The organism is Pseudarthrobacter phenanthrenivorans, from assembly GCF_036455295.1.
GTDB lineage: Bacteria > Actinomycetota > Actinomycetes > Actinomycetales > Micrococcaceae > Arthrobacter > Arthrobacter phenanthrenivorans_C.
In genome coordinates, this window is the sequence record NZ_JAYXNX010000001.1 from 1 (window position 1) to 14611 (window position 14611).

The window sequence follows — 14611 nt, forward strand, 5'->3', positions numbered from 1 at the left end:
GTCAACCCGCTGAGGATATGGGAGGTATCTTCTCCTGCAGCCACGGCAGCCTCTTTTCATCTTTGAATGCTAGGGCTCTTGTTTTCATATTGTGAGAAAACATTATTGCTAGACGAGATTAGGTAGAGAAGTGGGTTGCGGTCAACGTGATGACCGCCACCCGGGCGCGGACTATCGCCCCGGCCCCGCTATCAACGCATTGTGACCGCCGCGCAGCGGGTGCACTGCTTGACTGGGCAGTGACCCAAGTCATACTCTTATTTCACTATTCAATATCTTGATTCCGCAATGTGGAATAACAGAAACAGCGTCCAGCTGGCCTCACCACCGCGGAATCCCCAACGAATTGAGACCCTTATGCAAACCCCTCCAACCGCGGGCGTTGCTGCGGAGCAGGGCCTGACAGTGCCGTCAGTAGCTCCGTCCCACCTGCCAGGCAGCGTCGAAGCGCTCTGCGAAACAGCCAGCGCAGCCTCCGGTAAAGACATCAGCCCTTCCCTGTACAACGCAGACCTGGCCCCCACCAAGCGCGCGGGCCGCAGCTGGACCAGCTACAGCATCTTCACCCTGTGGGCGAACGACGTGCATAGCCTGGGGAACTACGCCTTCGCCATCGGCCTGTTCGCACTTGGGCTGGGCGGGTGGCAGATCCTCATGGCGCTGGGCATCGGCGCCGCCCTGCTCTTCGGCCTCCTGACGCTCTCCGGTTTCATGGGCGTCAAGACCGGCGTTCCTTTTCCGGTGATGAGCCGCATCAGCTTCGGTATCAGGGGCGCCCAGATTGCCAGCCTCCTCCGCGGTGCAGTGGCCGTGGCCTGGTTCGGCATCCAGACTTACCTTGCTTCCGTGGTGTTCCGCGTGATGCTCGTGGCCATGTTCCCTGCCCTGGCGGATTTGGACAAGGACTCCATCCTGGGCCTTTCCACCCTGGGATGGATGGCATTCGTGGCCCTCTGGGTAGTCCAATTGGTCATTGTCAGCTTCGGCATGGAAATGATCCGCAAATACGAGGCCTTCGCCGGCCCGGTCATCCTCGCCACCATGGCCGCGATGGCCATTTGGATCTTCGTCGAGGCAGGGGGAACCATCGCCTGGTCCTCCAATAAAGCGCTCGAGGGGCCGGAAATGTGGCTTACCATCTTCGCCGGCGGCGCGCTCTGGGTCTCCATCTACGGCACCTTCGTCCTGAACTTCTGCGACTTCACCCGCTCGGCGGTCTCCAAGAAGGCGGTTGTCCGCGGCAACTTCTGGGGCATCCCCATCAATATGCTGGTCTTCGGCGCCATCGTAGTAGTCATGGCGGGCGGGCAGTTCAAGATCAACGGCACCATCATCAAGAGCCCCTCGGACATCGTCCAGACCATCCCCAACACGCTCTTCCTGGTCCTGGCCTGCTTGGCTTTGCTGATCCTCACCATCGCGGTGAACCTGATGGCCAACTTCGTGGCCCCTGTCTACGCACTGACCAACCTGTTCCCCAAGCGGCTGAACTTCCGCAAGGCGGCGATGGTCTCCGCGACCATCGGACTGGTAATCCTGCCCTGGAACCTCTACAACAACCCGCTGGTCATCGTGTACTTCCTCGGGGGGCTCGGTGCGCTGCTTGGCCCGCTGTTCGGCGTCGTCATGGCCGACTACTGGCTGATCCGCCGCGGCAAGGTCAACGTGCCGGAGCTCTACACGGCCTCCCCGCACGGCGCGTACTTCTACAGGAAGGGCGTGAACCCCAGGGCAATTTTCGCCATGGTTCCGGCCGCGGTCCTGGCTCTGCTCATCGCCTTCGTCCCCGGACTCGCCGCCGCAGCGCCCTTCGCCTGGTTCTTTGCGGCCGGCATCGCCGCGGCACTGTACTTCTTCATTGCCGACCGCAACCAACGGCTTGAAGACCACGACGGCGAGGCCATCGCCCTCGTCAGCACACACTAAGCCCAACCCGTAAGCGGCCAGACAGGCACCGCAGCACTAAGGACCTTCCCATGCGCATACTCGTCGCAAACGTAAACACCACTTCGTCGATGACGGACTCGATCGCCGCTTCGGCCCGCAGTGTGGCTGCTCACGGCACAGAGATCATCGGCGTCACCCCGAGGTTCGGGGCTGACTCCTGCGAGGGGAATTTTGAAAGCTACCTGGCTGCCATCGCCGTCATGGATGCCGTCAGCTCCTACCCCGAGCCCTTTGACGCCGTCATCCAGGCCGGCTACGGCGAGCACGGCCGCGAAGGGTTGCAGGAGCTGCTGGACGTGCCGGTAGTGGACATTACCGAGGCCGCGGCCAGCACCGCCATGTTCCTGGGGCACAAGTATTCGGTTGTTACCACCCTGGACCGGACGGTTCCCCTCATCGAGGACCGGCTGAAGCTCGCCGGACTGGATGCGAGGTGCGCTTCCGTGCGGGCCAGCGGCATGGCGGTGCTGGAACTCGAGGAGGAACCCGAACGGGCAGTGGAAGCCATCATCAACCAGGCGATGCTTGCCGTCACCCAGGACAAGGCCGAGGTTATTGTGCTCGGCTGTGGCGGGATGGCCGGCCTGGACGAGCAGATCCGGCAGCGGGCCGGCGTCCCCGTGGTGGACGGCGTGGCGTCCGCGGTAACGATCGCCGAATCCCTGGTGCGGATGCGGCTTTCCACCTCAAAGGTGCGGACGTTCGCTGCGCCCCGGCCCAAGACCGTCATAGGCTGGCCGCTGAACAAGCCGGCTGTGCCGGCACAGACCTAAGCCAGGAGACAGAATGGACATCCCCGCTCCCACTGCAAGAGTCGCCGTCGTCACCGGGGCCGGGTCCGGCATCGGCCGGGAGGTTGCCCGGCAGATGCTGGCCGACCGCTACCGCGTGGTGCTGGCCGGACGCCGGGAGGCACAGCTCAAGGAAACGGCTGACGGCCATCCGGACGCGCTCGTGGTGCCCTGCGATGTCACCCGGCCCGACGACGTCGAACGCCTCTTCCGGACGGCGCTGCAGCAGTGGGGGTGTGTGGACGTGCTGTTCAACAACGCGGGCGTGTTCGGCCCCGCAGCCAGCGTTGACGAGATCAGCCTGGCGGACTGGAATGCCACCCTGGCTGTGAACCTCACCGGGTCCATGCTGTGCGCCGCCGAGGCGGTCCGGACCATGAAGGCGCAGGAGCCCCAAGGCGGCCGGATCATCAACAACGGCTCCATCTCGGCCCACTCTCCCCGGCCGCGGACGGTGGCATACACGGTCACCAAACACGCCATGACAGGCCTGACCAAGAGCATCGAACTGGACGGCCGCCAATTCGGCATCACCTGCGGGCAGATTGATATCGGCAACACCGCCACGGAGATCATGGACACCATCGGCGTGGGCTCGGGGGCGCTGCAGGCGGACGGCAGCCGGAAGGTGGAACCGATGTTCCCGGTAGCGGACGCGGCGCGGGCAGTGCTGATGATGGCGAACATGCCGGCAACGGCCAGCGTGGGCTCGGTGGTGGTCACCGCGGCCGGCATGCCATTCATCGGCCGCGGGTAGGCAGGCAAAGGGGAAAGGCGCGGCCTACAGCGGGAGCAGGGCCGAGAGGTCGGCACGCAGCCCCGACGCCGCAACCTTGCCGGCCGCGACTGCGTCTGCCCAGTCAATCCTGCCAGTGACCATGGCGAGCCAGGTGGCGGCGTCGCACTCAATCACGTTGGGCGGGGTGCCGCGCGTGTGCCGCGGCCCCTCCACGCACTGGGTGACGCCAAACGGGGGCACGCGGACTTCCACCGAGTTTCCCGGGGCACGCGCGGTCAGCTCCTCAAGGGAGTACCGCACTGCAGTTGCCAGGACGGTGCGCGGCGGGGGCGTGTCCGACGGCGGTTGGGCAGCTTCCAGCCAGGCCTTCAGCGCTGCTTTGCCTTCCTGGATGTCAATACGACGGCGGGCTACGGCCATGCGTTCAGTGTTTCCTTTTGCATCGGGGAGGTAAGTGTCAGTCCAGAAGCGCCGAAACCGCCGGGCCCAGCCGGATCTTGCCCACGGGGCGGCCGCCGCCGAGTACAGGTTCCACCACCTTTTCAAGTGCGCTGGCCACGCCGGGAATCTCGACGGCCCCCGCCGCAGCCAGAAGGGTCAGGGCAACGAGCGATGTGGCACGGACGTTGCCGTCCAGGATCTTGACGGCCACGGAAACACCCTGCGGCGTGGCCATGGCCAGGACACCCTCGGCACCGAATTTGGCGATGATCTCCAGCTCGTCCATCACCACGGTGTTGGCTTCGCCCTGGCCCTGGACTGCCCATGGGTAGTCAAGCATTGAGGTGGCGATAGTGGCGGCGCGGGCACTGAAACTCTGGTCGCCCGGAGCCTTGGCCAGCTGCGAGTACGCCCTGGCCAGTCCCTTCAGGGATACGGCTGCCACGGGCGCGCCGCAGCCATCGATCCCCAGGTGCGCGATCTTTTCACCGGTGTATTCCTCGACAACGGTGCGGACCCGCTGCTGCAAGGGGTGGTTCGGCTCCAGGTAGCTGTGCGTGTCCCACCCGTTCTCCGTGCAGGCCCAAAGAAACGCTGCGTGCTTGCCGGAACAGTTGTATGCCAGCCGCGACTTGCCCTTTTCCGAGCGGACCAGCCAGTTCCGCGCCGATTCATCCTGCGGCCACGCCTCAGGGCACTGCAACTGGTCTTCACGCACTCCGGCTGCCTTGAGCATCCCGGCCACCACGTCCATGTGGTCCAGCGAACCAGTATGGCTACCGCAGGCGATGGCCACCTGCGCGCCGCGCAGCGGAACTCCGGACTGCATGGACGCCAGCGCCTGGAACGGTTTCAGCGTGGACCGGGCGTAGATGGGGGTATTGATGTCGCCCAGCTCGGTGACGACCGACCCATCGGCGGACATGAGGACTGCGGAACCAATATGGCGCGACTCCACAAAGCCGCTGCGTTCGATCACGGCCAGTTCGACGGCGGAGTCCACGGTGAAGGTTGCATGCGGATTATGCGGCATACCGCCAGTCTATGGGCCAGCCCGCTACCGCACGGGGATCCTCTGAACACGACCACCTGCTGACCCCGACCACCTACTGCACGGTGACCATCACGGACTGCCAGCCGGAGGCGCCGTCGGGAACGGGATCGGCGCGCTTGTCCGTCTGGACCTCACCGGTGCCGTCAGTGGCGCGCACTTTGATGTAGTGCGGGCCGGGCGTGGCATCCCATTCATAGGACCACTGGCGCCAGGTGACCGTGGAGGCTTCGGTGGAAAGGGTGGTTTCCACCCAGTCGCCGTTGTCGATCTGGATCTCCACTTTGGCGATGCCCCGGGTCTGAGCCCATGCGGTGCCGCCCACCGCGACTTTCCCTGCCGGAACTTTGGCGAAGGACTTGGGCACTTCCACGCGCGCCATGGTCTTGATGGGGCCGCGCTCGGACCAGCCGCGGTTGGTCCAGTACGCCTTGTTGTCGGCGAAGCGGGTGACCTCCAGGTCCACCACCCATTTGGTGGCGGAGACGAATCCGTAGAGCCCGGGGACCACCATCCGCACCGGGTAGCCGTGCTCCAGCGGAAGCGGCTCACCGTTCATGCCGATGGCCAGCATGGCGTCGCGGCCGTCCTGCAGGACCTCAAGGGGCGTGGAGGCGCTGAACCCGTCGATGGAGGTGGACAACACCATGTCGGCACCGTCTTTCGGCTTGGCGCGGGCCAGCACCTCGCGGATGGGCAGGCCCAGCCACTTGGCGTTTCCTGCCAGGTTGCCGCCCACCGGGTTGGACACGCAGGTAAGGGTCACGTGTGATTCGATCAGTTGGGCGTCCAGCAGGTCCTTGAACCTGAGCGTTACTTCCTGCTCCACCAGCCCGTGGACCCGCAGCTCCCAGTCGTCAACGTTGATTTCCGGAACGCTCAGGGCCGTGTCGATCCGGTAGAACTCGTTATTGGGCGTCAGCCACGGCGTAACCCCCGGCACAGGGGACTGGACGCCTGCCGGCACCGCGGCTGCGGGCTTGGCGGGCACCGGCAGCGATAGCGCTTCGCGCGCCTTGGCGACGTTGTTGCGGGCGGCCCCGAGCAGCCGGCCGCCCGTCGCAGCGACGCCGGCGGCCACAGCACTGATCCCGGCGGCTGTGAAGAAATTCCGGCGGCTGGTGCCGGCGCCCTGCTGCCGCGCGTCGTCGTCGGCTGCCTGGTCCGCCGGCGACTCCGGCCAGGGCTTGGTTTCTTTCAACCGCCACAGGGGCGCCATAAGCACGCGCAGGACCACCAGCCCGGCGAGGGTCCCCAGCACGGACGGGATCGCGTCCACTGCGCTGACACCGGCGCGGGTTACCACGCAGGCAACGATCACCGCCCCCATGAACAGGACCCCCAGAACGCCCAGCACCCACTTCCGGTAGGCAACCACGCCAAGGACGCAGGCCAGTATCGCAATGGTCAGCCCCATCCCCACGAACAGCGCAGCCTTGTCGTTGGTGCCGAACGTGGTGACCGCAAAGTCCTTCAGCTTGGGCGGCGTGAAGTCAATGAACGTTGATCCCAGGGCGAACAACGGGGTTGCCCTGGCAGTGAAGAACGCGCCGATCAGCTCCGCAACGGCAAGCACGACGGCGGCCGCCACCACGCCTGCCAGCGCGGCCAAGGCGGCGGGGCCGGTAATCCTGTTCCGAAGCTTTGTCATGTGTATGGTTCGGAGCGGCAGGCGACCCGGATTGACCGGAGGGCAGGGGAAGGACACAGCTTAGGAGCGGGAAGGGTGCACAAAGTACCCTTGGAGACTGTGAAGGTACTCGTCATTGGCCCCGGAGGCCGCGAACACGCCATTGTCCGCTCCCTGCTTGCCGACCCGAACGTGTCCGAGGTCCACGCGGCGCCGGGCAATGCCGGCATCAGCAAGCTGGTCCCCACTTACAACATCAACGGCAACGATCCCGAGGCTGTAGCGGAGCTGGCAACACGGCTCGGCGTTGACCTTGTGGTGGTGGGCCCCGAGGCTCCGCTGGCAGCAGGCGTGTCGGATGCTGTCCGGGAAGCGGGCATTCCCGTCTTCGGTCCCAGCAAGGCCGCCGCGCAGCTCGAGGCCTCAAAAGCATTCGCGAAAGAGGTCATGGCGGAGGCCGGCGTTCCCACGGCGATGGCCATGGTTGCCACCAACGCAGACGAAGCAGCGTCGGCCCTGGATACCTTCGGTGCACCGTACGTGGTGAAGGACGACGGCCTGGCCGCCGGCAAGGGCGTGGTGGTCACCAAGGACCGCGACGAAGCCCTGCCCCACGCCCAGTCCTGTTTCGATGCCGGCGGATCCGTCGTTATCGAGGAGTTCCTGGACGGACCGGAAGTTTCCCTGTTTGTCCTGTGCGACGGCCAGAACACCGTGGCACTCTCCCCTGCCCAGGATTTCAAGCGCATCTTCGACAATGACGAGGGCCCCAATACCGGTGGCATGGGCGCCTACACCCCGCTTGAGTGGGCCCCCGAAGGCCTGGTGCAGGAAGTCCTTGACCGGGTGGCCCAGCCCACCGTCAACGAGATGGCCCGCCGTGGAACCCCCTTTGTCGGCGTGCTGTTCGTCGGGCTGGCGCTCACATCGCGCGGCACCCGCGTCATCGAATTCAACGTCCGCTTCGGCGACCCCGAAACGCAGGCCGTTTTGGCGCGGCTCAAGACCCCCCTCGGTGCACTGCTGATGGCTGCTGCCAAGGGCGAACTGGACAAGGCAGAAGAGCTGCGCTGGGCCAAGGAGTCCGCCGTCGCCGTCGTCGTGGCCGCGGAGAACTACCCGGGCACGCCCCGCACCGGTGGCCGGATCCGCGGGCTCAAGAAAGTGGAAGCCCTCGACGGCGTGCACGTCATCCACGCCGGGACCGCCCTGGACGGGGACGGCAAAGTGGTTTCCGCCGGCGGCCGCGTCCTGGCCGTCGTTGCCTTGGGCAGCGACCTGGTGGAGGCGCGCGAAAAGGCGTACGACGGCGTGGAGCTTGTCCAGTTGGACGGCTCGCAATTCCGCAGTGACATCGCCCGCAAGGCCGCACGCGGCGAAATCAAGGTGCCCTATGGCGCCACGGGCTCGCTGCCCATCGTGAAAGCAAAGGCCTGACATGAGTGAAACTTCCCAGAACCGCGGCTACGCCACGGAAACCCTTGAGCTGGCTGGTTGGACGCACGTCTACTCCGGCAAGGTCCGCGACCTTTACGAGCCCTCTGACGCGTCAATCGTGCAGCGCCTGGGCCAGGACTGCGTCCTGGTGGTGGCCAGCGACCGTATCAGTGCCTACGACCACGTGCTCTCCAGCGAAATCCCGGACAAAGGACGCATCCTGACGCAGTTGAGCCTCTGGTGGTTCGACCAGTTGGGCGTGGAACACCACGTGCTTGGTTCCACGGCGGAGGACGGCGTGCCTGCCGAGGTTGTGGGCCGGGCCATGATCTGCAAGAAGCTGGACATGTTCCCGGTGGAATGCATCGCCCGCGGCTACCTGACGGGATCCGGGCTGCAGGAATACAAAGCTTCCGGGACCGTCTGCAACATCCCGCTGCCCGAAGGCCTGGTGGACGGTTCGCGGCTGGAGCACGCCATCTTCACACCGTCCGCCAAGGCGCTGATCGGTGAGCACGACGAGAACATCACCTACGACGCCGTAGTGGCGCTCGTGGGGGACGACATCGCCGCCCGACTGAGCGAGCTGACGCTAAAGATCTACACGACGGCGGAAAAGATCGCCCGGGAGCGCGGCATCATTTTGGCCGACACCAAGGTGGAGTTCGGGTATGACGCCGTGTCCGGATCCATCACGCTGGGGGACGAGGTGCTGACCCCCGATTCCTCGCGTTTCTGGGATGCCGCAACCTACAAGCCGGGCCAGGCCCAGCCGTCCTATGACAAGCAGTATGTGCGGGACTGGCTGACCTCGCCGGATTCCGGTTGGGACAAAGCCTCTGACAACCCGCCGCCGGCGCTGCCCGCGGACGTAGTGGAGCGCACGCGCAGCCGGTACGTCGAGGCGTACGAAAAGATCACCGGCAAGACGTTTTCGTAGACCACACCAAAGCCAGGTAGGCGCGGCCTCCGCGCCTACCTGGCTTTTTGGTCAGCTGGCCTTGGCAGCGGCCGCGGCCCGTTTCTGCGCCAACTTGATCTCAAGGATCGCGTCGAGCGCTTGCTGGACCCGGTCCTGTGCGCCGGCGGTGGCGAAGGCCTTTTGGGCTTCTTCGAGGTGCACCAGTGCTTCATCCGTGTCGCCTGCGGCCTTGAGTGACTTGCCCAGCAGGAGCGAGACCTCACCCGCCGTGTGCTTGCCCAGCGCGTCACGCTCTGTGTGGATCTCCCGCAACTTCTCTACGGCTGCGACAATATCCCCGGTCAAATACAGCCAGCGGGCCCGGATGAAGGCCACTTCCAGTTCGTCGCTCTTGGTTCCGCCAACGATGGAGAAAGCCAGTTCTGCCCGTTCGATGGCTGCCAGCGTCTCCGGCTCGACGATGCCCGATGAAAGCCGGACAGCTGCCGACGCCTTGTTGAAGCGCGCCCACAGCTCAATATCATTGGCAGGGGAAAGCAACCTCGCTGCCCGCTCGTGATGCCTGACGCCTTCCGTGTAGTCGTGCCGCATGAAAGCCACGTTGCCGATGACCCAAGCGACTTCGCCGGCGAGCTGGGACATGGAATGTTCGTCCACCTGATCGAGCAGGGCCTGGCAGTACTTCCACGCCTCATCCAGCCGTCCGCTTTCAGCCAGGGCACCGATCAGGATGCGGTGTGCGCCGATGAGGACGGTTGAACCCCGGGGGAGGCCGGCGGACAGCCTGACGGCTTCCAGCGCATGCTCCACAGCAACAGACAGCTGGCCTTGGCCGTGGCAAACCGCGGCAAGCATTTGGCGGGCGCGGACGCCAAGACCAACGGACTCCGTTGCCATGGGGTGCTCAATGAGGCGTTCGATGATCTTCCGGCATTCCTGGAGGTCACCCTGTTTCATGAGGCACTCGGCCTGCATGTAGGTCATGTTCCACCAGGCGCTGGTGTTCTTGCCGTCCAGCGCAATTTGCGCCGCGTTCGCAGCATGGCTGGCAGCCAGCGGGTAGTCACGCAGGTCCCAGGCCTGACGGGCGTAGAGCCCGGCCAGGACATATTCGGCGTCGCTAACTGAAATTGGCTGGCTCCAAGCCTCCAGTGCCTTGGGTGCCAACTCCAGCCTGCGGGCGAGTTCTTCGATAACTTCAGCCGTCGGTTCACGGCGGCCGGTCTCTAGAAGCGAAATGTAGCTGGGTGAATACAGGTCCTTGCCCAGTTCGGCCTGTGTCAGTCCACGCTCAAGGCGCTCCGCCCGGAGCTTTTCTCCGAATCCGTTGCCCACGCGTTTCCTCCTTCTGGACACTGGGGCCGCCGAATGCTTGACAGGCCCTGTGGAAAATATTTTACAATGTGTGTCAACAAGGACAGTGCTGGCTTTGTAACGAATCCGACTCGTATTGAGGAACTTATATGTTGAAGAAGATCGCAACCGCGGCCGCCTTGGCTGGGGCCCTGGCTTTTTCTGCGGCAGCTCCGGCTGTCCTGGCTTCAGGTTCCGTCGCCGATAATTCGGGTACGTCGGTAGCCATTGGCAACTGGCCTGACCCCGCTTCCGCGAAGGTCAAGAAGGACAAGAAGACCACTACCACCGACACAACCGTCATCACCTACATCGGCAACTGGCCCGATCCTGCATAAACAGCTTCCTCACATCGGGAGGCGAGGGTAGGCCCCGGAGCAACAGCTCCGGGGCTTTTCCCTTTAAGGCCAAGGGAAGACGCGTCACTGGAGGACGAAAAAAGAGGGCCTCCAAGGAGACCCTCTTTTTCATTATGGTCGGGATGACAGGATTTGAACCTGCGACCTCTTCGTCCCGAACGAAGCGCGCTACCAAGCTGCGCTACATCCCGATCCGCTGCAAAAGCAACTTTACAAGGATAGCCGATTCCAGGCTCCGATGCGAAATCGTGGCCCAGTGAACCGGCACGCCGCCGGCCGCCGGTTCACACCAGCGAATCCTTCCAAGCACCGTGCAGGTCCGCGAACCGGCCGCCGCCACCGATCAACTCTTCCGGGGTGCCGTCCTCCACGATCCGTCCGTCATGCACGACGAGGACCCTGTCCGCCGTCTCCACCGTTGACAGGCGGTGGGCAATGATCAGCGCTGTTCGCCGTGCAGCTTCCGTTCCCGCCAGCAGCCGGGCCAGGCCGGCCTGCACCAGCCGCTCCGAGGGGACGTCCAGGGAGGATGTGGCCTCGTCCAGGATCAGGACCGCCGGCCGCGCCAGGAAAGCCCTGGCGAAGCTGATCAGCTGCCGCTGCCCGGAGGAAACCCGGCCGCCGCGCTTGTTGACGTCGGTGTCGTAGCCTTCCGGGAGTTCCAGGATGAATTCGTGGGCGCCCACCGCCTTGGCGGCCTCCTCAATCTCCGCGCGGGAGGCGTCCGGCCGGCCCAGGGCAATGTTGTCCGCCACGGAACCGCTGAACAGGAACGCTTCCTGCGTGACCATGACGATGTTCCGGCGGAGGTCGCTGGTGGCCAGGTCGCGGAGGTCAACGCCGTCCAGGGTGAGCGTGCCGGACGTGACGTCATAGAACCGGGCGATCAGTTTGGCCAGCGTGGATTTTCCTGCGCCGGTCTGCCCCACTAGCGCCATGGTCTGGCCGGCCGGGATGTGCAGGTTCAGGCGGGGCACCACCAGGGGTCCGTCGCCGTAGCGGAATTCCACGTCGTTGAAGTCGATCCGGCCCGCGGCGGTGGGCAGGGCGACAGGGTTCCTCGGTGGCCGGACGGTGGGTACTTCTTCGAGCAGGCCCGAGACCTTTTCCAAGGCTGCCTGCGCGCTTTGGAAAGAGTTGTAGAACATGGCCATCTGGTCAACGGGCTGGAAGAACCGCTTGGTGGAAAGGATGAGGGCCAGAAGGACGCCGACGGCGAGGTCACCGCCCAGCACCCGAAAGCCGCCGAAGAGCAGCACCAGCGCAACGCAGACGTTGCCGATCAGCACCAGGCCGGGCTGGAAGATCCCGTTGAGGTTGATGGAGCGGACCGTGACCAGCCGGTAGTCCTCTGCGAGCTTCCCGTACCGCTGCGAGTTTTCCTTCTCCTTCCGGAAGGCCTTGACGGCACGGATGCCGGTCATGGTCTCCACGAAATGCACAATCAGGCGGGCAGACACCACGCGGGATTCGCGGAAGGCGATCTGTGAGCGCTTCTGGTACCAGCGGGAGAGGAAGAACATGGGGACGCCCGCCGCCAGTACCAGCAGGCCGCTGCGCCAGTCCAGGGCAAAAATAGTGACTGCTGTGAAGGCCATGAACAGGATTCCCGAGGCGAGCGAGCTCACCCCGGAATCGAGGAGTTCGCGGAGCGCCTCCAGGTCCGAGGTTTGCCGCGCGATGATGCGGCCGGAAGTGTACTTCTCGTGGAACTCCAGGCTGAGCCGCTGCGTGTGCCTGAAGACGCGCACCCGCAGGTCCAGCAGCATCGCCTGGCTGAGCCGGGCGGTGGAAGTGACGTACAGGGCGGTGAGTCCCGCCGTCGCAACGGCCGCCAAAAGGTAGGCGGCACCGGTGAGCACCAGTGGGAAGTTGTTCCCCGACCGGAGGGCCGGCAAGGCGTGGTCGATGCCGAATGCAATCAAGGCCGGCCCGGCTACCCTGGTGGCCTGGGAGAGGACCACCATGGCGAGGGTCAGCCAGAACCGCACGCGCACCGGGCGGATCAGCGAGCCCAGCAGGGCGAGCGACCGCCGTCGTACTGCCCTGCTGTCACTCTTGCTGAGGTGGGCGTTGTCTTCATTGGCGGTGCCAAACGTCGCGGTGCTCATCGGGTCACTTCCTCAGCATGGTCCTCAAGCGCCGACAGTTCGGAGTCCAGGTCCCGGGGCTCCCGCTCCAGGCTGGCGATGACGTAGCGGTAGTGCTGGTTGTGCGCCAGCAGCTCTGTGTGCGTTCCGACGGCGGTGATGCGGCCGTCCTCCAGCAGTGCCACGCGATCGGCCAGGGCCACCGTGGACGGCCGGTGCGCGACAATCAGGGTGGTGGTGTCCCTCAGTACTTCGCGCAGGCGGGCTTCCACCAACTCCTCGGTGTGGACGTCCAGGGCGGACAGGGGATCGTCCAGGACCAGGACGCGCGGGCGGGCAGCGATGGCACGGGCCAGGGCAATGCGCTGCCGCTGGCCGCCGGACAGGCTCAGGCCTTCCTCGCCGATCAGTGTGTCCACGCCCTCCGGGAGGGAATACGCGAAGTGCGCCTGCGCCACATCGAGGGCTTCGTCCAGCACCTCCTCCGTCCGGACCGGCGCGCCCAGCAGGACGTTGTCCCGCACGGAATTGGAGAAGAGCGTGGTGTCCTCGAAAGCCACAGCCACGATGCTGCGCAGCTCGTCGACGTCGAAGTCCCGGATGTCCACGCCGTCGATGGTGATGGCGCCGGTGGTGACGTCATACAGGCGTGGCACCAACTGGATCAGCGCGCTCTTGCCGCTGCCGGTGATGCCCACCAAGGCCATGGTTTCGCCGGGAAAGATGTCCAGGCTGATGTCCTTGAGGATGGGCTTGTCCGGCGCGTCCTCGAAGGCGAACGTTGCTTTGTCGAAGCGGAGCGCGCCTGAGAGTTGCGCGGGACGGCGGGGTTCGGCGGGGCTGGTGATGGTGTTCAGGGTATCCATCACTTCGTAGTGGCGGTCGACGGCGGTCTTCGCCGTGAGCGCCATGGCCAGCAGCATGCCGGAGAATTCCACGGGGGAGGCAATGACTGCCGCGGTGGCGAAGAACGCCACCAGGGCACCGATGCTCAGCTGGCCGCCGGCGCAGAGCATGACGCCCACCACCAGCGCGGTCCCCAGCGCAAGCTCAGGAAGCAGGGTTACCACCATGGTGAATGTTGCCTGGTGGCGCGCCTTGGCGATCTCGATCTGGCGCAGCTCCTCGGCCTGCTCATTGAAGTTCTCCAGGGCCTCCCGGCTGCGCCCGAAAGCCTTGAGCACGCGGATGCCGTGGACGGATTCCTCCACGGTGGTGGCAAGGTCGCCGGCCTGGTCCTGGCTGCGCCGGGCAACCTTGCTGAAGCGGGTGCGGAACCGGAAGCTGTTGATGGTGATGGGAACGGCGGCAGCGAGGAAGATCAGCGCCAACTGCCAGCTCATGGCGAACATGGCCACGATCCCGATGATCACGGTGAGCGTGGTGACCACCAGCATGATGGCGCCGAAGGCCATCCATCGGCGCAGGAAGTTCAAATCCGTCATGGCCCGGGACAGCAACTGGCCGGACCCCCACCGGTCGTGGAAGGAGACCGTCAATTCCTGCAGATGGTCGTAAAGGGAGACCCGCATTCGGGTCTCCACGGTGGTTGCGGGGTTAATGACGAATTGCCGGCGCAGAGCCACCAGCCCTGCCTCTGCGATGCCCAGCACCAGGACGACGCCTGTGGACGTCCAGAGAGCCTGGGGTGTTCCGCCCGGCTGGAGCGCCGTGTTGACCAGGACGCGCAGCACCTGCGGAATGGTCAGGGCCACCACGCTTGCCAGGAGTGCGCTCAGAAGCCCCATCAGGAGCCTGGGGATGATGGGCCGGACGTGCGGATAAAGACGGCTGATGGATCGAAAGAATGGAGTCTGCTTGGCCATGCCCGCTTCTCAAGCTCTAAAACGA

At 64.9% G+C, this 14611-nt stretch carries 12 protein-coding genes and 1 tRNA gene; 6 read left to right on the forward strand and 7 right to left on the reverse strand.

The window, feature by feature from the left end; all coding sequences use genetic code 11:
• The first annotated feature begins 357 nt into the window (after positions 1–357).
• The 3 genes from VXJ37_RS00005 to VXJ37_RS00015 are packed head-to-tail and all read left to right on the forward strand — an operon-like array spanning position 358 to position 3495.
• On the forward strand, positions 358–1926 hold the full coding sequence (locus VXJ37_RS00005; protein WP_331321040.1) for an NCS1 family nucleobase:cation symporter-1: 1569 nt from the start codon (positions 358–360) through the stop codon (positions 1924–1926).
• A 50-nt stretch (positions 1927–1976) separates the two neighbouring features.
• Complete coding sequence (locus VXJ37_RS00010) at positions 1977–2720, forward strand: aspartate/glutamate racemase family protein (protein ID WP_331321041.1); 744 nt, start codon at positions 1977–1979, stop codon at positions 2718–2720.
• A gap of 13 nt (positions 2721–2733) precedes the next feature.
• Positions 2734–3495 carry an SDR family oxidoreductase gene (locus tag VXJ37_RS00015; protein WP_331321042.1) on the forward strand — a complete coding sequence of 254 codons (762 nt, stop codon included), beginning with the start codon at positions 2734–2736 and terminating at the stop codon, positions 3493–3495.
• Between the two features lie 24 nt (positions 3496–3519).
• On the opposite strand, the gene VXJ37_RS00020 is transcribed toward VXJ37_RS00015, so the two are convergent.
• The 3 genes from VXJ37_RS00020 to VXJ37_RS00030 form a co-directional block, all read right to left on the reverse strand.
• Positions 3520–3897, reverse strand: coding sequence for a sterol carrier family protein (locus VXJ37_RS00020; RefSeq protein ID WP_331321043.1), 378 nt, complete (start codon positions 3895–3897; stop codon positions 3520–3522).
• Positions 3898–3934: 37 nt separating this feature from the next.
• Positions 3935–4951: an asparaginase gene (locus VXJ37_RS00025; RefSeq protein ID WP_331321044.1), complete on the reverse strand. Its 1017-nt coding sequence runs from the start codon at positions 4949–4951 to the stop codon at positions 3935–3937.
• Positions 4952–5024: 73 nt separating this feature from the next.
• On the reverse strand, positions 5025–6620 hold the full coding sequence (locus tag VXJ37_RS00030; protein ID WP_331321045.1) for a molybdopterin-dependent oxidoreductase: 1596 nt from the start codon (positions 6618–6620) through the stop codon (positions 5025–5027).
• A gap of 99 nt (positions 6621–6719) precedes the next feature.
• Here VXJ37_RS00030 and purD point away from each other — a divergent pair, with 99 nt between their 5' ends.
• Positions 6720–8036 carry a phosphoribosylamine--glycine ligase gene (gene purD / locus VXJ37_RS00035; protein ID WP_331321459.1) on the forward strand — a complete coding sequence of 439 codons (1317 nt, stop codon included), beginning with the start codon at positions 6720–6722 and terminating at the stop codon, positions 8034–8036.
• A gap of 1 nt (position 8037) precedes the next feature.
• Positions 8038–8976 (forward strand): phosphoribosylaminoimidazolesuccinocarboxamide synthase, encoded by a 939-nt coding sequence (locus tag VXJ37_RS00040; protein WP_331321046.1) that lies wholly within the window; start codon positions 8038–8040, stop codon positions 8974–8976.
• A 51-nt stretch (positions 8977–9027) separates the two neighbouring features.
• Here the strand turns inward: VXJ37_RS00040 and VXJ37_RS00045 are convergent, their stop codons facing one another.
• Complete coding sequence (locus VXJ37_RS00045) at positions 9028–10293, reverse strand: helix-turn-helix domain-containing protein (protein ID WP_141945930.1); 1266 nt, start codon at positions 10291–10293, stop codon at positions 9028–9030.
• A 128-nt stretch (positions 10294–10421) separates the two neighbouring features.
• On the opposite strand from VXJ37_RS00045, the gene VXJ37_RS00050 reads away from it, so the two are divergent.
• Positions 10422–10649 carry a hypothetical protein gene (locus VXJ37_RS00050; protein ID WP_141945931.1) on the forward strand — a complete coding sequence of 76 codons (228 nt, stop codon included), beginning with the start codon at positions 10422–10424 and terminating at the stop codon, positions 10647–10649.
• Between the two features lie 135 nt (positions 10650–10784).
• On the opposite strand, the gene VXJ37_RS00055 is transcribed toward VXJ37_RS00050, so the two are convergent.
• The 3 genes from VXJ37_RS00055 to VXJ37_RS00065 all read right to left on the reverse strand — a co-directional run bounded on the left by VXJ37_RS00055 (position 10785) and on the right by VXJ37_RS00065 (position 14586).
• Positions 10785–10861: transfer RNA gene (locus tag VXJ37_RS00055), tRNA-Pro, on the reverse strand.
• A 93-nt stretch (positions 10862–10954) separates the two neighbouring features.
• A complete protein-coding gene (locus VXJ37_RS00060) occupies positions 10955–12781 on the reverse strand; it encodes an ABC transporter ATP-binding protein (RefSeq protein WP_331321047.1) in 1827 nt (608 codons plus the stop codon).
• Positions 12778–14586, reverse strand: a complete 1809-nt coding sequence (locus VXJ37_RS00065; protein ID WP_331321048.1) for an ABC transporter ATP-binding protein — start codon at positions 14584–14586, stop codon at positions 12778–12780. Before VXJ37_RS00065 ends, VXJ37_RS00060 begins: the two co-directional genes overlap by 4 nt.
• Between the last annotated feature and the right edge of the window lie 25 nt (positions 14587–14611).

What these genes read in the sequence shown, in the direction of transcription:
- VXJ37_RS00015 (WP_331321042.1), top strand. Translation starts at nt 2,734, where the DNA reads ATGGACATCCCCGCTCCCACTGCAAGAGTCGCCGTCGTCACCGGGGCC.
- VXJ37_RS00030 (WP_331321045.1), bottom strand. Translation starts at nt 6,620, where the DNA reads ATGACAAAGCTTCGGAACAGGATTACCGGCCCCGCCGCCTTGGCCGCG.
- VXJ37_RS00010 (WP_331321041.1), top strand. Translation starts at nt 1,977, where the DNA reads ATGCGCATACTCGTCGCAAACGTAAACACCACTTCGTCGATGACGGAC.
- VXJ37_RS00020 (WP_331321043.1), bottom strand. Translation starts at nt 3,897, where the DNA reads ATGGCCGTAGCCCGCCGTCGTATTGACATCCAGGAAGGCAAAGCAGCG.
- VXJ37_RS00050 (WP_141945931.1), top strand. Translation starts at nt 10,422, where the DNA reads ATGTTGAAGAAGATCGCAACCGCGGCCGCCTTGGCTGGGGCCCTGGCT.
- VXJ37_RS00025 (WP_331321044.1), bottom strand. Translation starts at nt 4,951, where the DNA reads ATGCCGCATAATCCGCATGCAACCTTCACCGTGGACTCCGCCGTCGAA.
- VXJ37_RS00060 (WP_331321047.1), bottom strand. Translation starts at nt 12,781, where the DNA reads ATGAGCACCGCGACGTTTGGCACCGCCAATGAAGACAACGCCCACCTC.
- VXJ37_RS00040 (WP_331321046.1), top strand. Translation starts at nt 8,038, where the DNA reads ATGAGTGAAACTTCCCAGAACCGCGGCTACGCCACGGAAACCCTTGAG.
- VXJ37_RS00005 (WP_331321040.1), top strand. Translation starts at nt 358, where the DNA reads ATGCAAACCCCTCCAACCGCGGGCGTTGCTGCGGAGCAGGGCCTGACA.
- VXJ37_RS00065 (WP_331321048.1), bottom strand. Translation starts at nt 14,586, where the DNA reads ATGGCCAAGCAGACTCCATTCTTTCGATCCATCAGCCGTCTTTATCCG.